Source organism: Nitrosospira sp. Is2, from assembly GCF_033095785.1.
In the GTDB taxonomy this organism is placed as follows: domain Bacteria; phylum Pseudomonadota; class Gammaproteobacteria; order Burkholderiales; family Nitrosomonadaceae; genus Nitrosospira.
Window position 1 is genome coordinate 34,506 of sequence record NZ_CP137134.1, and the last position, 20,660, is coordinate 55,165.

The following is a 20,660-nucleotide window of genomic DNA, read 5'->3' on the forward strand; positions in this document are numbered from 1 at the left end:
ACCACCGTCCAGTCCGTGATAATCTCGAGTGCAATTTCTAAATCGGCCCGCCGCGTGCGCGTTGCAGGTAGAATCAGAAAAAAAGAAAAGGCGCGCGAGCAGGATCCCTGACTCGGTCTGCGATCTCCCCAGGGATGGCGGGAAGGTGCCCCCGGCGGGCACCTTCCTCCGAAGATGCTGCTCCGCCCGCGGGCTCGCATCCGCTCGTCGCCTTTCGCGCATTCTGTTCGGCAATGCGGAGGTCTCGCGGTCGTCGGTATATTTATCGCTTCCCTAACATCAGGCGTTGCAATGTCACTTTTTCGACAACTCTGGCTGGCCGTCATTCTGGTTACGCTGACAAGTTTTTCCGGGAGTATTTCGGTAAGCCTGCTCAGCACCCACCGCTATCTGGAGCAGGAGTTGCACCGAAAAAATGTCGATACCGCCAATGCCCTCGCTCACTCCATTTCCCGTCTGGGGAAAGACCCGGTCACTGTCGGCCTGCAGATCGACGCATTCTTCAGCAGCGGCCAGTACGCGACGATTTCAATCACGTCCCCAGATGGCAAGGTCATCATCGAACGGGTGGCGAACCCGGTAGCGACCGGTGTTCCGGATTGGTTCGTCGAACTCTTCCCCATCAGCGCCCCCGCGGGACTGGCCCAGATTCCCGATAGCTGGATCAATTTTGGTGTGATAAAAGTCGTGAGCAGCGCCAGTCTCGCCCATCAGGCCCTATGGGAGCAGACCGAAACCCTGCTGAGCTGGTTTCTGGCTGCCGGCATCCTCTGCGGATTTATCGGCATGCTGATACTGCAACGTATCAATAAGCCGCTGGCCGCGATGGTTGCCCAGTCAGAGGCCATTCTTGACCGGAGCTTTCTCACCGTCTCCGAACCGCGGATTGCCGAGCTGCGTACTATCGCACGCGCCATGAACGACCTGGTAAGACGTCTGCACAACAGAACCCTTGAGGAAGCCCTGCGGCTGGACGCGTTTCAGCAGCAGATCAACCACGACCCCATCACCGGACTCTCCACGCGCGAGTATTTCATGGACCGGTTCGGTAAATTGCTGGATGTTGATGAGACCGGGCCAGAGGCGCAGAGTCAGCAGGCTCCGCAGACGCAGGGCAATGCTGATACCGTGCCTGCTGCCGGTGGCGAAAGCATCAGTGCAGGCAGTGGGGCTAATGGCGCAACTGGCGAAGAAGCTCCGGCGAGCGATGGCGGGCATCCCGTTTCTGCCGCGAACACGGGTACCACCCCAGTCATTCCGGATGAGGCAGCAGGCGGCGTACTCTTCCTCATACGCCTGCATGGGCTAGAGCAGATCAACCAGAAGCTTGGCTACAGACAAGCAAACAGGCTGCTGCGGCAGATAGGCGATCTCGTCAGCAGGATTGCCGGCGAAGGGGGTGGCGAGCCCGCCGGTCGCCTCGCAGCGCGCCTGAACGGCTCCGATTTCGCCCTTATCGTCCCGCATATGGAGGATGCAACGGAATTCGCGAACCGGTTGATGGGCGAGCTCGCCGCGCTATCGTCTCAGCTTAGCCCTGACTCAGCCAACCTCTACCACATCGGCGCCATTCATTATCATCGGGGGGATAAACTGGGTGACCTTCTCGCCAAGGCAGACAGCGCGCTGGCGACGGCCGAGCGAGCGGGCGCCAATGCCTGGCATATCAGCAATCCCTTATCCGCAGCCGCACCTGCTCGCGATATCAGCAACTGGCGCGATATCTTCGGCGAGGCGCTCGCCCAGGATCGCTTTAAACTGGTTCTCTTTCCCGTGGCTGGCGCCGCTGGTGCCGTGTTGCACCAGGAAGCCTTCGTGCGCATGCAAGCCCAGCCTGATGGGGGCTGGCTTGACGCAAGCGATTTCATCACTATTGCGGCGCGCCTCAACCTGACCGGCGCGCTCGACCTGACGGTCATCCGTCACGCGCTCCAGCTGCTGGAGTCGAGCACAGACGACCTGGCGATCAACCTGTGCATCGAATCGGTCGCCGCCCGGGATGATCGCGACAGGCTCGTAGAGTTGCTGCGCCAGCACTCCGGCCTGTGCTCGCGCCTCTGGGTCGAGGTGCCGGAGCAGGGGGCGTTCGGGAATATTGAAGCGTTGCGGGATTTTTGCCAGATCTTCCGGGAACTCGGATGCCGCACCGGCATCGAGCACTTCGGCCACCACCGGGATGAGTTTGGGCAGTTGACCGGCCTGGGCCTGCATTATCTGAAGGTCGATCCCAGCTTTGTGCACGGCATCAATCAGAACAAGAGCAATCAGAAATTCCTGAAAGGGTTATGCACCCTGGCTCGCGGCAACGGTATCATGGTCATTGCCGGCGGTGTCCAGACCGAAGCAGAGGTGAAAACGCTCACAAGACTGGGATTCAAGGGATTCACCGGGCCCGGAGTGAAGCAAGCACCGCCGGTTCCCTCCATACCTTGACGTTGCTCCCTGACTCTGCTCGTCCATCAGGTCTTTATCGCCTGCTTGCAATACTCGCGCGCTGCATCTATAAAACAGGAATGCCGGGCACGTCCATAATGGCATAACCGGTATCACCGCAGGCTTTACCTGGACCTTTTCAAACCCCAGCGTCAGCGTCGGGCTAGGGAATTGGCGCATCCGGGATTATTCCAGGACTGCGTGACAAGAAGCGGCGGAAACAAGCGCTGTTTGGCATAATCAATAAAAAAGAAGGATAAATCATGGCCACGCCCTCACTCCTACCCCCACACGCATGGAATTTTTTCCGCGCCGGTGGTTTCGACCAGGTGCAGATCGATACCGGCGCCGACTTGCTGGCATTAAAAGAGCTGGATCAGAAGCTATGGGTGGCGCTGAGCTGCCCGACAAGGGGCATAGAATTCGATACCAGGACGCTTGACCTGATCGACACTGATGATGATGCGCGCGTGCATGCAAACGAAGTGCTGGGTGCGATTGGCTGGGCAGGCGGCTTGCTGAGAAACCCCGATCTGCTGGTGCAAGGCGGAGATAGCCTGGCGCTTTCGGAAATAAACGATAGCACCCAGGAAGGCCGGCAGGTGCTGGCTTCGGCGCACTACATCCTGAAAAATCTGGGCAAACCCAATGCCGCCACCATTTCCATGGCGGACATGGCTGATATCGAAAAATTCGTCGCCGGGCTGGAATTCAACGGCGATGGCATCATTTCCGCCGCGCGCATTGCCGACGAGGACGTGCGCGCAACGGTCCTGGACATGATCAAATGCCTCGGGCCGGCAGTCGACCTGAGCGGAGAGCCCGGCGTCAACCAGGAAATGAGCGATGCATTTTTCGCGGAAGTTGCCGCCTACCTCGGTTGGCAGGCCAAAGCGGACGGGGACGCAAATATCCGTTTCGTTGGGGAAAAGACCAGCGCCGCGGCGGATGCGTTTCACGCGGTAAAGGAAAAAATCAGCGACTACTTCACACGCTGTAGCCTGGCTGCTTACGACGTACGCGCTGCCGTGCCGCTCAGCCGATCCGTGGAAGATTACCAGGGCATTGCGGCCCAAACGCTGTCCACGGATAGCAGCGATATCGCCAATTTCCCTCTGGCGACAGTGGAGCCGGACAAACCCCTGCCGTTGGTTGCCGGCATCAACCCAGCGTGGCAAAAACCGATCGAAGCGTTGCGACAACTCGTCATCATTCCCCTGTTCGGCAAAAAGGAAAGCCTGTCGAGGTCGGAGTGGGCAACGCTTTGCGCCCGATTTGAGCCATTCGAGGCATGGCAGGCGGCCAAGCCCGCGGGCAGCGTCGAGCAGCTGGGCCTGGCGCGTCTGCGCGAGATCGCGGCCAGCGACCATCGGGACGCGATCGATGGGTTGATCGGACTGGATAAATCGGTGGAAACGGAGGTAAAGGCAACCCACTCGATGGAACGGCTGCTGCGCTACCGCCGCGATCTGTACAAGCTGGTGAATAACTTCGTATCGTTCCGCAGCTTTTACACGGGACGGGAGAAGGCGATATTCCAGCTGGGAACCCTTTATCTCGACGGCCGCAGTTGCGATCTCTGCGTACGGGTCGAGGATATCGCCAAGCACGCGGAATTTGCCAATATGAGTGGCTTGTACCTCGCGTATTGCGATTGCGTGCGCAATGGCGGCGCGGAGAAAATGAGCATCGCTGCTGCCTTTACCGCCGGCGATTCGGACTTTCTCATGGTGGGCCGCAACGGAATTTTCTATGATCGCAAGGGCAATGACTGGGACGCTTCCATCGTGCGCATTGTCGACCACCCCATCAGTATCCGGCAGGCGTTCTGGTCGCCGTATAAAAAACTGATCAGGTTCGTCAACGATCAGTTACAGAAGCTCGCCGCAGCCAGGGCCGCGGCGGCGGATGCAAAGCTCATCCAGACCGCCGTCGCCACCAGCACGCCTGTGGTGGCGGGCGCTCCCCCGCCACCGCCGAAGCCACCTTTCGATGTGGGCAAATTCGCCGGTATTTTTGCCGCGATCGGGCTGGCACTCGGCGCCATCGGCGGTGTGCTCGCATCCATTGTCGGCGGAATACTGGGGTTGAAATTCTGGCAGATTCCGCTGGCCATCCTCGGCGTCATCCTCATCATTTCCGGTCCGGCAATGATCATTGCATGGTTCAAATTGAAAAAACGCAACCTTGGCCCCGTGCTGGACGCAAATGGCTGGGCGATCAATTCGAGGGCGCTCATCAACATCTCCTTCGGCACCTCCCTGACCAAGCTCGCCCGCCTGCCGGAAGGCTCGCATCGCTCCCTGACCGATCCCTACGCCGACAAGAAACCGGTGTGGCCGTACTATGTCATCATCGCCGGGGTCGTCGTTGCCATTATTCTCCTATGGCTGATGGGCCTGTTCGACGGGCCTCGAAGGCCTTAAACAGCACTGCGCCCGACTGCAGGGCCGCGTGTCGGGGTCCCATGTTGATTGCCCGCAAGTCTGGGCATGCGACCGGTGCTTGGTCTATATTGACTCTATCGGCCGCTGCCTGCTTTCTCCACCCCAAAGCGGACAACGATCAGGAGCGGCTGCGATGGCCGGATTCAATCCATACCCATCGCCACGCGGTCGCCGTCCGGAAATATACAATGGGGCGGGTCAAGAGGAGGATACGCCAATGAATATCCAGGAACTCAGGTCAACGGCTGAACAAATCGTCGCGCCGCCGAAAGGGATTCTGGCGGCGGATGAAAGCGGTCCGACCATCAAGAAGCGCTTCGAACCGATCGGGGTGGAATCGACCGAAGAAACCCGCCGGCGGTATCGCGAAATACTTTTCACCACCGAAGGCATCGAACGTTATATCAGCGGCGTCATACTTTATGACGAAACGCTACGACAGAGCGCCAGCGATGGCACGCCCTTCCCGAAACTTCTCTGGAACCGGGGCATCCTGCTCGGGATCAAGGTGGATAAAGGCGCGAAGCCGCTCGCATTGCAACCCGGCAACAAAGTGACCGAAGGACTGGATGGCTTGCGCGACCGCCTTGCCGAGTATAAGCAGCTCGGGGCGAGGTTCGCCAAATGGCGCGCGGTCATCGACATCGACGAACGTGACGTACCGTCCGCCTGCGCCATCCACGCCAATGCCCATGCCCTGGCGCGTTATGCAGCCCTGTGCCAGGAAATCGACCTGGTGCCGATCGTCGAACCCGAAGTGCTCATGGACGGCGCCCATGGCATCGAGCGATGCGAAGCGGTCACCTCGCAAGTGCTTGAATGCGTCTTCGCCGAACTTGATGCTCACGGAATCCTCTTCGAAGGCATGCTGCTCAAGCCGAACATGGTGCTTCCAGGGAAGAAGTGCCCGCAGCAGGCCAGCGTTCCCGAGGTTGCAGAGGCCACAGTGCGCTGCATGCGGCGCTACGTCCCGGCAGCGGTGACTGGCATTGTCTTCCTGTCGGGCGGCCAGACCCCCGAGGATGCGACCGACCATCTCAACGCCATGAACGCGATGGGGGAACACCCATGGCAGCTCAGTTTCTCCTATGGCCGCGCGCTGCAGGAGCCGGTTCTCTCCACCTGGCGGGGACGGGACGAAAACGTTGCCGCTGCGCAGCGTGCCTTCTACAAGCGTTGCCAGCTGAATGGCCTGGCTCGCGAAGGCATATACAGCCGCGCGATGGAAACTGCCTGAACGGGCATTTACCCCGACCGTAAAAGCCGATGGGACAATGCAAACCGCGCACGGAACATACCTGAAGTTCTACGTAAGCGAATACCGCGAACACAAGGGCATTCTGATGTTCGAATGGCTGCTTGAGCGTGGGCGCAAGTTCGGCCTGGAGGGGGGCACGGCGATGCGTGCCGTAGCCGGTTTCGGGCGCCACGGCACGCTGCATGAAGCAACTTTTCTCGAGCTCGCGGCGGATCTCCCGGTGGAAGTAAGTTTTATCCTGACCGAAGACGATGCCGCGCTTTTCCTCGACTTGCTGGAAACGGAAGCTATCGACCTGTTTTATGTCAAATTTCCGGTCGAGTATGGGTTTCTGCCGGATTGATCGTACCTTTCGAGCTCGGCCCGTCGTTCAATCGCAAAGGGCGCAGTGCCGCCCCGGCTTCACTCCACCGGAACCATCTCAACTTCCCACCGCATTTAGGCCTGCATCGATGTTCGCCGTCCCATTAACGCGATCATGACGAGCCCCGCGAGCAACATGACATAGGATTCAGGTTCGGGAATCGCCACCGCGATTACCTGTCCCGCATTGTTGATATCCGTGGCTTCGATTAGCCTCACTCCGGTTGGCAAATCCACCAATGAATTGAGATCGGTCATGCCCGCGCCATGAGGGCCCGTTATAAAAGCATGGGAAGCGTTGTATTGCTCCACCACACAAGGCTGTCTACAGGTTGCTGATTCGCTATAGGACCGCCCCACGACCAAGCCGGCATCGTTAATGCCATTCGCATAACTGAAGTCGTCCCCGCTCAACGTACCCAGGTCTCTCATTCCCTGGCCGGCGGGACCGGTAATGAAGGCATGTTGAAATTTATCGGACGTGTAGGAATATCCCGCCACTTCCCCGGCATTATTGATGTCGTAAGCAATACTGGTTCCTCCCGCCAGGGCGCCAAGGTCTCTCATGCCTATGCCATCGCGACCGGTAAGGAAAGCGTGCCATTCGCCACTTGTGGTGGCTGATTGTCCGACTGCCTGTCCGGTATTGTTGATACCAAAACCCTGGCTGTAAGGGAAATTTGGGTTTAAACCCCCAAGATCCGTTACACGGGTCTCGATATCCGTTACACGCGTATCGATAGCGATGAACGCGTGCTGATACTCGTTTGATCCTTCGAAGGTTCCGACTACCTGCCCAGCACTGTTAATCGCGTTGGCTCTTCCGTGATTTGCAATTAAGAAAGGCTTCACGCCCTCCCCGTTGGGACCGGTAACAAAAGCATAAGGCATGCCGGGGAAGAACCTGAAGTCCGTTATGCCCACCACCTGACCGGTATCGTTGATGTCATAGGCGATACTGAAAGCCCCATTGAAGGCGGGAAACCCCCTCATGCCGAGACCATCGGGGCCTGTCATAAAAGCATCCCGCCCACCGCTGGGTGAGGATGACCAACCCACCACCTGTCCCGCGTTGTTAACGCCGAGAGCCCAAGTATGATTTCCGCCCAAGGTGCCCAGGTTGGTCGCTGTCCTGTTGTTAAGATCTATGAGGTAGGAGCGTTCCTGTGCGACAGCATGAAAAGTAAAACCATAGCCAGCAAATAGAGTCGCAGCGAGGACGAAGCCCCGGAATTTGAGAGGTAAAGTGATCGTCATGACTGAAGTTTTCCTTCCGCACGGAAGTCCTTTAAGCACAGAATTCCACGAGAACAATGCATATTTTAAACGTAGACGATCGAGCCGGATTGTCAAGGCAGAACTAAAACCGGATGGTGTCAGTCACGGCAACCGGTACTCAAACTCATCCCGCTTTTTCTTGCGCCGCGCCTTAAACCCAACCAGGCCAAGTCCGGCAAGCATCAGGGCATAGTTTCCGGTTCGGGAATAACTCCCACGGCAATGACTTGCCCATTGTTATTGATGGCCGTGCCACGGTATTCCCATGCGGAAGAATCGGCGGCATATCTGGTCGAAATTCCCACTACCCGGCCCGCATTGTTGATGCCATGAGCCACGCTGTAGGAGACGCCTAAAGTGCCAAGGTCCCTCATGCCCACCCCATCCGGACCAGTGATGAAGGCATGGTAGTCCTTCCCCGGTGTCAGGAATATTCCAGCCACCTGCCCCGCATCGTTCATCGCCCGTGCGGGTTCCAGGAAGAGATCCGCGACTTCAAGCTGGGTCGCTGTTCTGCTATTAAGGTCAATAAGGTAAGGATGCAGCTGCGCCGCAGCCGGAGTAATAAAACCGAGGCTACCAAATAGGGCTGAAGCGAGGATAAAGTGCCGCACCATTGAACGAGGGGCAATCTTCATAATGAAGGTCTCCTTCAGAAAGTCTCCTTCAGAAAGGCAGGTACTGCCAGCAAAGCATGTTCTAAAGGTAGACGACAAAGCCGGATTGTCAAGGCAACACAAAATTCGCGCAGGAGTGCCGATTACGGCAGCCCACAAAGTCATCCGGGCTACGGTGATGCGCTGGGATTGCTACGGTAGGGCGTGGAGCGGGCATTAGGTAGGTTAACGACCCCCGGCTGCCTGCGGGCGACCACCGTGAAGCCGCCGGTGCGATGGGCAGTATCTAAGAGTTCCTGAAGAGTTCCTAGAGCAACAACCGCTTCCGCCGCGCTATCAACGCGATCAGGCCCAGCCCGGCAACCATCATGACATAAATCCTCGGCTCGGGAATCTGGGGGGACGCTGGGTACGCAATGACTTGGCCCGCGTTATTGATCTCCCTCGCTTCGGTAAGAACAACCCCATCAGGCAGGTCAACCAGTGAATTGAGATCGGTCATGCCATCGCCATTGGGGCCAGTAACAAAAGCATGCAAAAAGCCTTCCGCCGTAATACTGGATGCCCCCACCACCTGGCCCGCATCGTCGATGTCCCAGGCCGAGCTGTAGTCCCCTCCAAGCGTCCCTAGGTCCTTCACATCGAAGCCGTTTGGGCCAGTAATGAAGCCGTGAGGTCCCATGGATCCCACGACTTGACCCGCATTATTGATCCCCGTGGCCTCACCCCAGGCATCACCAAGGGTACGCACACCAACGCCATTTGGGCCAGTGATGAAAGGACGAAAAAAAGAATCGCCTCCCGGCGGCAAGATACCTCCCACCGCTTGGGCGGTATTGTTGATGTCCCAGAAGCGTACAGAAGCTCCGAAAATTTCACCAAACGCCTCAAGTTCTCTCATGCTGCCGCCACCGGGGCCGGTGATGAAAGCACGTGTACCACGGCTCGCCGTATTGGACGTCCCGACTACCTGCCCGATATCATTGACCGCGTCCGCCCAGCTGAAATCCCCCCCAAGCGTCCCAAGGTCTCTTATACCCACTCCATCCGACCCGGTGATGAAAGCATGTAACTCACCAGTGGGAGGGGGGAAAAAAATATTTCCCCCCACCACCTGCCCGGCATTGTTAATATCCCAAGGGCTTGCCCAGGGGCCAAGGTCCCTCATACCCATTCCGTCGGGGCCGGTAATGAAAGCCCCGCGATCAGATGACCCCGCCACCTGCCCCGCATCGTTGATCGCCGCTCCGTGAGTGCTTATCCCACCCATCGGGCCGAGCGTGGTTGCTGTTCTGCTGTTAAGGTCAACGAGGTAGGGCTGTAACTGGGCTGCAGCAGGAGTAATAAAACTGAGGCCGGCGAGCAAGGCTGCGATGAAGGTTAAGCTCCCGGGTTTGAAGCCATATGTACGCATGACCTGCTCTCCTTAATAAGGACGGGCTGCTACGAACAAAACCAGTTCTAACCGTAGACGACAGGGCTGAATTGTCAAGGCGCGAAAAATTTCCGCTTGCGCCTATCCAGGCTCAGCCAAGGCTCGAACACATCGGCGGATTTGCCCTGCTTTGCTAGAACAGCAAGGTGTCAGGTGGTATAAAACGCGGAGGTCAGGCGGGAGGCGCGGGACGACTCAGACCGGATAAGTGGAGCTTCTCCGAACGTTTGGACCAGCACGCATTTTCGCCGCGCCATCGATCCAACGGTCGCTCACTGGCCTGAGGCGGTAATCGGATACGGGGAGAGTATCTAAGAGTTCCTAGACCAGCAGGCGCTTCCGCCGCGCCACGAACCCGATCAGAGCCAGCCCCGCCAGCAACATGATGTAGGATTGAGGTTCGGGTATACCCATCGCGCTGACCTGGCCTGCGTTATTAATGTCGATCTCGTAAACCTGAACCAACCCTTCTGGCAGCCCCACCAGCGAACTCAGGTCCGTGAGGCCCTCGCCACCGGGACCGGTGATGAAAATATGCTCAGCGCCGGTGGAGATAGTTGATCGTCCCACTACTTCCCCGGCATCGTTAATCCCCTGAGCGACGCTAAACCCTCCACCAAGCGTCCCAAGGTCTCTCATACCCACGCCATCGGTCCCGGTAACGAAAGCATGCGTAACACCCGAGGAAGCGCGGTAAGCCCCCACCACCTGCCCGGCGGCGTTAATATCGTAAACATCGGTTATAGCGCCACCCAACGCACCAAGGTCCTTCATGCCCATTCCATCGGGACCGGTAATGAAAGCACCCTGCGCACCGGCGGATGTTACGTAATGCCCTGCCACCTGGCCAGAATCGTTGATAGCCAATGGAGTGCTGGTTCTCCCACCCGAAGTGTCAAGGTCCCTCATGCCCATGCCATCGGGGCCAGTAATGAAGCCATGATAACTACCCGCGGATGTGAAGGACTGTCCCACCACCTGTCCCGCAGCGTTGATATCGTGAGCAGAGGTACTTCCTCCTCCCAAACTGCCAATAGCCCTCATGTTCCTGCCATCAGCCTCGGTAATGAAAGCCTCGCCCGAATGCCCCACCACCTGTCCGGCACCATTAATCGCGCTGGCAGAGCTTTGGTCTACAACCCCAAGTATACCCAGGTCCCGTATGCCGATACCGTCGGGGCCGGTGATGAAAGCATGATATCGTGCGGCAGAGGTAACGGATTGCCCCACCACTTGTCCGAGGTCGTTAATTCCCATTGCAACAGTGCGTCCGCCCCCCAAACTTCCCAACTCTGTCACTTCTCTACTGTTAAGATCAATCAGGAAGGAACGCTCTGGGTCAGCGGCATAACCATCAAAACCGAAGCCAGCGAACAGGGTTGCACCGAGGAAAAAGCTTCGAACTTTGGAACGATGGGCAATTTTCATACGAAGTTCTCCTTAGGAAAAGACAGGCTGCCAAGCACAAAGCGTGTGGGGCGGATTACCAGGTTCCTATGCCAAAGGTCGCTTTCGGCGAGCCGCAAACACAACCATACCCAGTCCTGCCAGCAGCATGAGATAAGATTCCGGCTCCGGAACACCCGTTGCGATGATCTGTCCCGCGTTATTGATGTCCATGGCGGCAGTTAGAAGAACCCCTTCCGGCAGGAAATCCAGTGAATTAAGGTCCGTCATGCCTGCGCCATTGGGGCCGGTTACAAATGCATGAGTAGCGCCGGCAGAGGTGGAAGAACTTCCAACCACCTGCCCCGCATCATTGAGTCCTTCAGCATCGGTGACGTCGGTACCAGACGCGCCTAACGTGCCAAGTGTCGTCATACCCATACCATTGGGACCCGTGATGCCAGCACCGCCTGCTACCTGACCGGAAGCGTTAATGTCGGTGGCAACGTCGCCACGCCCTCCAAAAGTGCCAAGAACCACCGTCCCGGCGCCGTTGGGGCCGGTTATGAACGAAACGAAATCGCCCCCCGAAGTTACGGATAACCCGAGCACCTGCCCGGCATCGTTTATCGCAAAAGCATAGTTCGTCGCCCCTCCCGAAGTGCCGTCAAGATCCCTGATGCCCTCACCGCCGGGACCAGTAATAAAAGCATGCGCATCACTACCGGTCTGCGTATCGGTTTGTGTATATCCCACCACTTGGCCGGTATTGTTGATGCCTTCAGCCACGCTTTGATCCCGGCCCAAAGTGCCTAAGTCCCGCATCCCGACGCCATCGGGGCCAGTCATAAAGGCACGACGCGCGCCAGTCGCCGTGTCGGCGAAGCCCACCACTTCCCCCGAATCGTTAATCCCTAATGCCCGGCTGAAGTTGCCGCCTAGCGAACCAAGATTTCTGATGCCCTGGCCACTCGGACCGGTGAGGAACGCGTAATGACCCCCTTCAGGGGTAGTCGCTCCGCCCACCACTTGCCCTGCATTGTTTATGCCGCCGAAGGTGCTGAACCCGCCGAAAGTCTTAATCTCGCTCACTGTCCTTTTGTTAAGGTCCATGAAATAGAGAATTTCCGCATCGGCATGAGTAGCAATGCTCAGGACAGCTAAAAGCACCGGACCAAGGACGAAAATGCCGACTTTAAAGCCCCCGTTTTTTTTCATATTCATTGTGGGCACTCCTTGCAAAGAACTGAACCGCAACAGAGAAAAGCACGTTTTTAGAGTAGACGGCCTAGGCGAATTGTCAAGAACGGGCGACTTCCCGCCAGCCCGGGTAAAAGCTTGGATTAGATCTCGTAGCCTCAACACTCAGGCCCTTTTATATCCGCTTTTTTATACCGGCAGGCGCTTCGGCCGCGCCATGAACCCAATCAAGCCCAAGCCGACCAGCAGCAACGCATAGGTCTCCGGTTCCGGAACGCCGGTAGCAATCACTTGTCCACTGTTATTGATATCCACGGCATTCATTAGAAGCACCCCCGGGGGCAGATCAACCAGTGAATTGAGATCGGTCATGCCTGCGCCGTTGGGACCGGTTATGAAAGCATGCTCTCCGCCTTCAGCAGTGCTGGTAGTTCCCGCCACCTGGCCCGCATCGTTGATGCCGGAAGCCCAGCTAGTGCCCCCGCCCAAAGCGCCAAGATCCCTCATGCCTACCCCATCGGGAGCCGTGATGAAGGCATGGTGACCTTCAGCAGTATCAGAACTTCCCACTACCTGGCCCGCATCGTTAATGTCGTTAGCATAGCTGTTTCGCCCGCCTAAAGTGCCAAGGTCTCTCATGCCCATCCCATTAGCGTCCGTAATAAAGCCGTGGAAATATTGTTCGGCTGTGGTAGAATGTCCCGCTACCTCCCCCGCATCGTTGATTCTGCTTGCCGAACTGAAATTCCCCTCTAAAGCGCCAATATCTCTCATACCCGTCCCATTTGGACCAGTGATGAAGGCATGAGAATCGCGTTCAGCCGTCTCAGATTGACCCACTACCTGCCCGGCGTCGTTAATACCTTGAGCGGCGCTGAAATCCCCACCTAACGAGCCGAGGTCCCTTATGCCCTCGCCATTAGGGCCAGTGATGAAGGCAGTTGTAGAAGAAGGAGTTGGAGTAGAACGTCGTCCCACCACTTGCCCCGCCTCATTGATGTCTGCGGCGTCATCGGCGATACTGCTACCTGCCAAGCCCAGATCTCTCATCCCCATGCCATCAGGACCGGTAATGAAGCCATGGTTAAGCCCCTGACCTAGGGGAAAATAATATCCCACCACCCGTCCGACATCATTCAACGCCCTAGGTACGGTCGTACCTCCATCCAGGCGTTCGAGCTGGGTTACCGTTCTTGTGTTGAGGTCAATCAGGAATGGAAAGTGTTCCTGGGCGACGGCACGCGTACCATGGCCCAGGCCGATAATCAGGGCAACGCCCGAAATGAGGTTGCTGACTTTGAAGCAACGGTTGAGTGACATGGCATCCCCCGACAAACAGCGTTTAGCATCCATTACTTCAAAATAGGTGACGGAAGTTAAGCTGTCAAAAGGCAGCCTTATTTATTCCGGATTTTTCGCCTTCTTTCGCCTTGCCATGAACCCGATCAAACCCAAGCCAACAAGAAAGAGCGCAGGGATCTCGGGCTCTGGGATTGGTCGTACGCTAGTGGTCGCAATAATCTGTCCTGCGTTATTGATGGCCCTGGCCTCCCAGAAAATTAACCCCTGTGGCGGTTCAACCAGCGAATTGAGGTCCATCATGCCTGTGCCATCGGGCCCGGTCACGAAAGCATGAAAAGCGGGAACCCCTTCCACCGTCGCGAAAGACCTGCCCACCACCTGCCCGGCGTCGTTGATGCCTAAAGCCTCGCTGGAATTAAAGGGGAACATACCGCCAAGCGTGCCAAGGTCCCTCATGCCGATCCCATCGGGACCGGTAATGAATGCACGGTGTGAGCCGTCATCCTGACCCACCACCTGTCCGGCATCGTTGATGTCCCAAGCATCGCTGGAGGAACTACCTGAAGCGCCAAGGTCCCTCATCCCCATCCCATCTGGGCCGGTGATAAAAGCGTGCCCAGGGCCTTCGGCTGAAAATACTCCCGCCACCTGCCCGGCATCGTTAATGCTGCGAGCAGTGCCGAAGGCGGGGTCACCTGTAGGAGCGAGAAGGTCCCTCATGCCCTTCCCCTCGGGACCGGTAATGAAAGCATGGAAATGGCGATCTCCCTCTGTGTAAGATCCTCCCACCACCTGTCCGGCATTGTTGATGCCGGAAGCGGAGCTTTCACTGCCGCCCAGAGTACCAAGGTCCCTCATGCCCTTCCCGTCGGGACCGGTGATGAAGGCATGGCGCTTATCTCCCGTTTGAAAATATCCCGCCACCTGCCCCGCATCGTTGATGCTGAGAGCAACGCTACGACCGCCTAAAGTGCCGAGATCCCTCATGCCCTTCCCATCGGGACCGGTAATGAAGGCATGCCCCTGGCCTTCAGCAGTTTCGGAACTTCCCACCACCTGGCCGACATCATTGATGTCCTGGGCCCCGCTGAAACTACCCCCCAAAGTGCCAAGGCGAGTTGCTGTCCTGCTGTTGAGGTCCACCAGGTATGATTGGGCATTGGCGGGTTTAACAAGGCCAAGACCGGTAACTACGGCGGAGATCAGAACGAGGCTGCGGACATTGAAGCAATTGTTAGTTATCATTGTGTACTCCACGTTGGTTTAAATACGCGAAGATTCCATCTCGAATATAAATAGCTGCAATTCGTGCGAGCAAAGACACATGAGATGACAAAGGAGCGACCGGAGCACATCAGCCTTTATGCTTGGATGATAAATTCCTAGGCAGTTGCTCGCCCGCGCGCTAAAAAGCCGATCAAGCCAAGGCCTAACGACAGCATTGCATACATCTCGGGTTCGGGAACTATCGCAGCCAATTGTCCACGGTTGTTGATGGCGCTAGCGCCAAAGAAAGTAAAATCAGGCACTACGGAGCCAAGATCGGTCACGCCCACGCCATCAGGGCCGGTGATAAAGACATGGGTCAGTCCGGCGTCAGTAGCGGATACCCCTACCACATGCCCTGCGTCGTTGATCCCCCTGGCGCCGCTAAAGTCTCCGCCGAGTGTGCCGAGATCGGTCATGCCCGCGCCACCAGGGCCCGTAATGAAGGCATGAAGTTGCCCGTTTTCAGTGTAGGATTCCCCTACCACCTGCCCTATATCATTGATCCCGGAAGCGTAGCTCCAGTCTCCACCGAGTGTGCCGAGATCGGTCATGCCTACGCCGTTAGGGCCCGTGATGAAGGCATGAAGCTGCCCGTTTTCAGCATTGGATATCCCTACCACCTGCCCCGCATCGTTGATCCCGGACGCGTGGCTATAGCTTCCACCGAGTGTGCCGAGATCGGTCATGCCTACCCATTAGGGCCCGTGATGAAGGCATGGGTCTGCCCGTTGTCAGTATAGGATTCCCCTGCCACCTGCCCGGCGTCGTTAATCCCGTAAGCCTCGCTATGGCCTCCACTGAGTGTGCTAAGTGAGCCAACGTCGGTCATGCCCGCGCCATTAGGGCCCGTGATGAAGGCATGTGTCCCACCTATTGCAGTAGCGGACCACCCTGCCACCTGCCCCGTGCCGTTGATCCCGAAAGCGACGCTATAGTCTCCACCGAGTGAACCGAGGTCGGTTATTCCTATGCCATCACGGCCGGTGATGAAGGCATAGGTCTGCCCGTTGGCAGTCCCGGAGTACCCTGCCACCTGCCCCGCATCATTGATAGCGTTGGCATAGCTCCGGTCTCCACCGAGTGTGCCAAGGTTGATTGCTTCCTTGCTGTTAAGGTCAACTAAATAAGCACGCTCCTGGGCGAGCGCGGAAGATGCGAACCCAATAGTCAGGACTGCGGCCAGGATAAGGTTGCGCAGTGTGTAGCAGTGGTGGGTGTTCATCAGTCCTCCGAAGATTACGGCAAGGTTGATCAGCTTGTTCTCGATATTTCAGTATAGGTTATGAATCTCGGATCCACTTGCGGCGGGACCAAAAAGTCAAAATTCCGCAACTACATGAACGGAATGGTTGATTTCAGGGAGCTGAGTGGCCTACGACGCGGGGGCCGAATGATGGATTAGCGCTTCAGAGCAATGACAGACGAGATGGCAAAGAAGCCATCGAGGAACACCAGCCTTTAGGCTCGCGATGTTAAATACCTATGCAGTTGCTCGCCCGCGCGCTAAAAAGCCGATCAAGCCAAGGCCTGACAACAGCATTGCATACATCTCGGGTTCTGGAACTACTGCCACTGCAACCAGTTGCCCATGGTTATTGATGGCTGTAGCGTCGCTAAAGTAAGTAGAACCAGGCGGCGAACTCACCAAGGAGCCGAGATCGGTCATACCTGCGCCATCAGCGCCGGTGATGAAGGCATGGGTCTGCCCGCTGCTAGTGTAGGAGTACCCTACCACCCGCCCCGCATCGTTGATCTCGGTAGCGTAGCTCACGTCTCCCCCGAGTGTGCCGAGATCGGTCATGCCTGCGCCATCAGGGCCGGTGATGAAGGCATGGGCCGGGAGCGTCGCAAAGTTCCCTACCACCCGCCCCGCATCGTTGATCCCGACAGTGGTGCTCCAGTCTCCATCGAGTGTGCCGAGATGGGTCATGCCTACGCCATTTGGGCCCGTGATGAAGCCATGCTGATTCCCGTTGGCAATGTAGGAGTACCCGACCACCTGCCCGGCGTCGTTGATCCCGAAAGCGAAGCTTTGGTTTCCACCGAGTGTGCCGAGATCCGTCATGCCTGCGCCATCAGCGCCGGTGATGAAGGCATGGGTCTGCCCGCTGCTAGTGTAGGAGTACCCTACCACCCGCCCCGCATCGTTGATCCCGGTAGCGTAGCTCACGTCTCCACCGAGTGTGCCGAGGCCTCTCATGCCCATTCCATTGGGGCCGGTGATGAAGCCATAGTGAGTACCTGCGGCCGTTTCGGACCACCCCACCACCTGCCCGGCGTCGTTGATGTCAAAGGCGAGACTTGAACCTCCGCGGAGGGTCCCGAGATCGGTCATTCCCGCGCCATTGGGTCCGGTGATAAAGGCGTGCTGAGCACCTACGGCCGTGGCGGAGTGCCCTACCACCTGCCCGGCGTCGTTGATCCCGAGAGCGGTGCTATGGTCTCCACCGAGTGTGCCAAGGTCGGTTACTTCCTTGCTGTTAAGGTCAACGAAAACACTACGCGTCTGGGCGAGCGCGGAAGATGCGAATCCAACAGTAAGGACCGCGGCCAGGATAAGGTTGCGCAGTGTGTAGCAGTGTGAGTGTTCATCAGATCCTCCGACAGAGATTACGACAGGATCGGCGTGTTTTCGATGTTTCAGTGTAGATCATGAATGTTAGACCGGCTGCGCACGATACAGCGATTGAAAGCCAATACATCTTTTTTTCGAGCAAAGACACATGAGACAATGAGATGACAAGGAAGCCACCGAGGGACATTAACCTTTCTGCCTGGGATGGTCGATTCCTATGCAGTTACTCGCCCGCGAGCTAAAAAGCTGAACAAGCCAAGGCCCAACAACAGCATTGCATACATCTCGGGTTCGGGTATTGGAACTCCTCCCACCGCAGCCAGTTGCCCGTGGTTATTGATGTCATTAGCGTAAAAGTAAGTGAGACCGGTCGGCAGGTCCACTACGGAGGCAAGATCGGTCATGCCGAAGCCATCGGGGCCCGAGATGAAGGCATGGTTCTGCCCGTTGTCCGTCTCGGATGCTCCTATCACCTGCCCGGCATCGTTGATCCCGGTAGCCCCGCTCTCGCGTCCACCGAGTGTGCCAAGATCGGTCATGCCAGCGCCATCAGGGCCGGTGATGAAGGCATGGTTGTGCCCGCTTTCAGTCGCGGAAGCCCCTACCACCTGCCCCGCGTCGTTGATCCCGAAAGCGAAGCTTTGGTTTCCACCAAGTGTGCCGAGATCCGTCATGCCTCCGCCATTGGGGCCCGTGATGAAGGCATGCTGCTCCCCGTTGGCAATGTAGGAGTACCCGACCACCTGCCCGGCGTCGTTGATCCCGAAAGCGAAGCTTTGGTTTCCACCGAGTGTGCCGAGATCCGTCATGCCTGCGCCATCAGGACCCTTGATGAAGGCGTGCTGCTCCCCGTTGGCAGTGTAGGAGTACCCGACCACCTGGCCGGCATCGTTGATTCCGGTAGCCCCGCTCTCGCGTCCACCCAGTGTGCCGAGATCGGTCATGCTTGTGCCATCAGGGCCGGTGATGAAGGCATGGGAGAACTGCCCGTTGGCAGGCTGGGACTCCCCTACCACCTGCCCTCGTTGTTGATCCCGTAAGCCCGGCTATAGGGTCCACCGAGTGTGCCAAGGTCGGTCATGCCTGCGCCATCAGAACCCGTGATGAAGGCATGGTACTCATGGTACTGATCCTGCTCGCTGGCAATCAAGGATGTCCCTGCCACCTGCCCGGAGTCGTTGATCACACTAGCGCGGCTAGAGGGTCCGCCGAGTGTGCCGAGGCTGGTTACTTCCTTGCTGTTAAGGTCAACCAATAAAGCACGCTCACGCTCCTGGGCGAGCGCGGAAGATGCAAACCCTATAGTCAGGACTGCGACCAGGATAAGGTTGCGCAGTGTATAGCAGTGGTGAGTGTTCATCAGATCCTCCGCCAAAGATTACGACAAGGTTGACCAGCGTGTTTTCGATATTTTGAATGTTAGAAAGGATGTGGCACGCTACAGCGATTGAAAGCTGATACATCGTCTTTCCGAGCAAAGACACATGAGACAATGAGATGACAAGGAAGCCACCGAGGGACATCCGTCTTTATGCCTGATGGTAGATTCCTATGCAGTTGCTCGGCCGCGCGCTAAAAAGCCGACGAAGCCAAGGCCTAACAACAGCATTGCATACATCTCGGGTTCGGGAACTACTGTTCCCACCGTAGCCAGTTGCCCATGGTTATTGATGGCACTAGGGTAGCCAAAGTCAGTAAAACCAAGTGGCGGATTCACCAAGGAGGCAAGGTCGGTCATGCCTGCGCCATCAGGGCCCGTGATGAAGGCACGGCCAAACCCGTTGTCAGTTCCGGCTACCCCTATCACCTGCCCCGTATCGTTGATCCCTAAAGCGTAGCTAAAGTCTCCACCGAGTGTGCCGAGATCGGTCATGCCTGCGCCATCAGGTCCGGTGATGAAGGCATGGGTCTCCCTGTCGCCAGCAGTGTAGGAGCGCCCTACCACCTGCCCGGCGTCGTTGATCCCGGAAGCGCTGCTAAAGCTTCCACCGAGTGTGCCGAGATCAGTCATGCCGCCGCCATTGGGGCCGGTGATAAAGGCATGATACTGGCCGTTGGCAGTCGTGGATACCCCTACCACCTGCCCCATGTCGTTGACCCCGAAAGCGAAGCTATAGCCTCGACCGAGTGTGCCAAGGTCGGTCATGCCTATGCCATTGGGGCCGGTAATGAAGGCATGATCCTGCCCGTTGGCAGTCGTGGATACCCCTACCACCTGCCCAGCGTCGTTGATCCCGGAAGCGCTGCTAAAGCTTCCACCGAGTGTGCCGAGGTCGGTCATGCCTATGCCATTAGGGCCGGTAATGAAGGCATGGGTCTGCCTGTTTTCAGTCGTGGATTGCCCTACCACCTGCCCCATGTCGTTGATCCCGTAAGCGAAGCTATATCCTCCACCGAGTGTGCCAAGGTCGTTCATGCCTGCGCTATCAGGGCCAGTGATGAAGGCGTGGGGCGGCCCGTTGTAAGTGTAGGATTGCCCTACCACCTGTCCCGCATTGTTGATAGCGTTAGCATAGCTCCGGTCTCCACCGAGTGTGCCGAGATCAGTTACTTCCTTGCTGTTAAGGTCAACCAATAAAGCATGGTCCTGAGCGAGGGCGGAAGATGCGAACCCAATAGCCAGGACTGCTGCCAGGATAAGGTTGCGCAGTATGTAGCAGTGGTAAATGTTCATCAGATCCTCCGCGAAAGATTACGACAAGGTTGACCAGCGTGTTTTAGATAGTCCAGTACAGATCATGAATGTTAGAGCGGGTGTGACAGGTACAGCGATTGAAAGCTGATACATCGTTTTTCGAGCAAAATATGTACTACAAGCCCATGTGAGAAGAATCGGGCCGGGGTCGCAACTAGGGCCATCGGGTTTAGCAAGGAAGATAGCTACCAGGGAGCGAGATCATGGAACTTAGGCTGGAGATTAACGCTGGCATTGAATTCGGATTGAACCGCCTTGTCGAGAAATACGGGCACGACAGGGAATACTACATGGTTAAGCTGGCACAGACTGGCATGAGGAATCTTGAAAACACATTCTGGGCGGACGGTGATATCGACTCCAAAGACGTGATGAGCCGAGATGCATTGGAGGATTAGGAAG

At 57.2% G+C, this 20,660-nt stretch carries 18 protein-coding genes; 5 read left to right on the plus strand and 13 right to left on the minus strand.

Translation table 11 applies throughout. From position 1 onward, the window contains the following. The first annotated feature begins 291 nt into the window (after positions 1-291). The 4 genes from R5L00_RS00165 to R5L00_RS00180 all read left to right on the plus strand — a co-directional run bounded on the left by R5L00_RS00165 (position 292) and on the right by R5L00_RS00180 (position 6,481). Complete coding sequence (locus R5L00_RS00165) at positions 292-2,433, plus strand: EAL domain-containing protein (RefSeq protein ID WP_317652746.1); 2,142 nt, start codon at positions 292-294, stop codon at positions 2,431-2,433. 263 nt (positions 2,434-2,696) lie between these two features. After that, positions 2,697-4,859, plus strand: coding sequence for a hypothetical protein (locus tag R5L00_RS00170; RefSeq protein WP_317652747.1), 2,163 nt, complete (start codon positions 2,697-2,699; stop codon positions 4,857-4,859). A gap of 238 nt (positions 4,860-5,097) precedes the next feature. Then, entirely contained in the window at positions 5,098-6,117 is a 1,020-nt protein-coding gene (locus tag R5L00_RS00175; RefSeq protein WP_317652748.1) for a class I fructose-bisphosphate aldolase, read from the plus strand. A gap of 37 nt (positions 6,118-6,154) precedes the next feature. After that, positions 6,155-6,481: a DUF190 domain-containing protein gene (locus tag R5L00_RS00180; RefSeq protein ID WP_107693443.1), complete on the plus strand. Its 327-nt coding sequence runs from the start codon at positions 6,155-6,157 to the stop codon at positions 6,479-6,481. A gap of 95 nt (positions 6,482-6,576) precedes the next feature. Here R5L00_RS00180 and R5L00_RS00185 read toward each other — a convergent pair whose 3' ends face one another. The 13 genes from R5L00_RS00185 to R5L00_RS00245 form a co-directional block, all read right to left on the minus strand. Continuing rightward, positions 6,577-7,758 (minus strand): PEP-CTERM sorting domain-containing protein, encoded by a 1,182-nt coding sequence (locus tag R5L00_RS00185; protein ID WP_317652750.1) that lies wholly within the window; start codon positions 7,756-7,758, stop codon positions 6,577-6,579. A gap of 203 nt (positions 7,759-7,961) precedes the next feature. Continuing rightward, positions 7,962-8,417, minus strand: a complete 456-nt coding sequence (locus R5L00_RS00190; RefSeq protein WP_317652751.1) for a hypothetical protein — start codon at positions 8,415-8,417, stop codon at positions 7,962-7,964. Positions 8,418-8,703: 286 nt separating this feature from the next. Beyond that, positions 8,704-9,810 (minus strand): PEP-CTERM sorting domain-containing protein, encoded by a 1,107-nt coding sequence (locus R5L00_RS00195; RefSeq protein WP_317652752.1) that lies wholly within the window; start codon positions 9,808-9,810, stop codon positions 8,704-8,706. A 342-nt stretch (positions 9,811-10,152) separates the two neighbouring features. Further along, on the minus strand, positions 10,153-11,259 hold the full coding sequence (locus R5L00_RS00200; RefSeq protein ID WP_317652753.1) for a PEP-CTERM sorting domain-containing protein: 1,107 nt from the start codon (positions 11,257-11,259) through the stop codon (positions 10,153-10,155). 66 nt (positions 11,260-11,325) lie between these two features. Next, positions 11,326-12,441 carry a PEP-CTERM sorting domain-containing protein gene (locus tag R5L00_RS00205; protein WP_317652754.1) on the minus strand — a complete coding sequence of 372 codons (1,116 nt, stop codon included), beginning with the start codon at positions 12,439-12,441 and terminating at the stop codon, positions 11,326-11,328. A gap of 165 nt (positions 12,442-12,606) precedes the next feature. After that, the gene (locus tag R5L00_RS00210; protein WP_317652755.1) at positions 12,607-13,737 is read right to left on the minus strand and encodes a PEP-CTERM sorting domain-containing protein; all 1,131 of its coding nucleotides are present in this window, start codon (positions 13,735-13,737) and stop codon (positions 12,607-12,609) included. Positions 13,738-13,818: 81 nt separating this feature from the next. After that, positions 13,819-14,964, minus strand: a complete 1,146-nt coding sequence (locus R5L00_RS00215) for a PEP-CTERM sorting domain-containing protein (protein ID WP_317652756.1) — start codon at positions 14,962-14,964, stop codon at positions 13,819-13,821. Between the two features lie 137 nt (positions 14,965-15,101). Continuing rightward, positions 15,102-15,674, minus strand: a complete 573-nt coding sequence (locus R5L00_RS00220) for a PEP-CTERM sorting domain-containing protein (protein WP_317652757.1) — start codon at positions 15,672-15,674, stop codon at positions 15,102-15,104. A 2-nt stretch (positions 15,675-15,676) separates the two neighbouring features. Continuing rightward, on the minus strand, positions 15,677-16,210 hold the full coding sequence (locus R5L00_RS00225; protein WP_317652758.1) for a hypothetical protein: 534 nt from the start codon (positions 16,208-16,210) through the stop codon (positions 15,677-15,679). Between the two features lie 258 nt (positions 16,211-16,468). Continuing rightward, positions 16,469-17,323, minus strand: coding sequence for a PEP-CTERM sorting domain-containing protein (locus R5L00_RS00230; protein WP_317654206.1), 855 nt, complete (start codon positions 17,321-17,323; stop codon positions 16,469-16,471). 455 nt (positions 17,324-17,778) lie between these two features. After that, positions 17,779-18,579 (minus strand): PEP-CTERM sorting domain-containing protein, encoded by an 801-nt coding sequence (locus R5L00_RS00235; protein ID WP_317652759.1) that lies wholly within the window; start codon positions 18,577-18,579, stop codon positions 17,779-17,781. Next, positions 18,573-18,923 carry a hypothetical protein gene (locus R5L00_RS00240; protein WP_317652760.1) on the minus strand — a complete coding sequence of 117 codons (351 nt, stop codon included), beginning with the start codon at positions 18,921-18,923 and terminating at the stop codon, positions 18,573-18,575. The genes R5L00_RS00235 and R5L00_RS00240 overlap by 7 nt, the downstream gene beginning before the upstream one ends. A gap of 189 nt (positions 18,924-19,112) precedes the next feature. Beyond that, positions 19,113-20,237: a PEP-CTERM sorting domain-containing protein gene (locus R5L00_RS00245; RefSeq protein WP_317652761.1), complete on the minus strand. Its 1,125-nt coding sequence runs from the start codon at positions 20,235-20,237 to the stop codon at positions 19,113-19,115. A 224-nt stretch (positions 20,238-20,461) separates the two neighbouring features. Here R5L00_RS00245 and R5L00_RS00250 point away from each other — a divergent pair, with 224 nt between their 5' ends. Next, positions 20,462-20,656: a hypothetical protein gene (locus R5L00_RS00250; RefSeq protein WP_317652762.1), complete on the plus strand. Its 195-nt coding sequence runs from the start codon at positions 20,462-20,464 to the stop codon at positions 20,654-20,656. Positions 20,657-20,660: the final 4 nt, after the last annotated feature.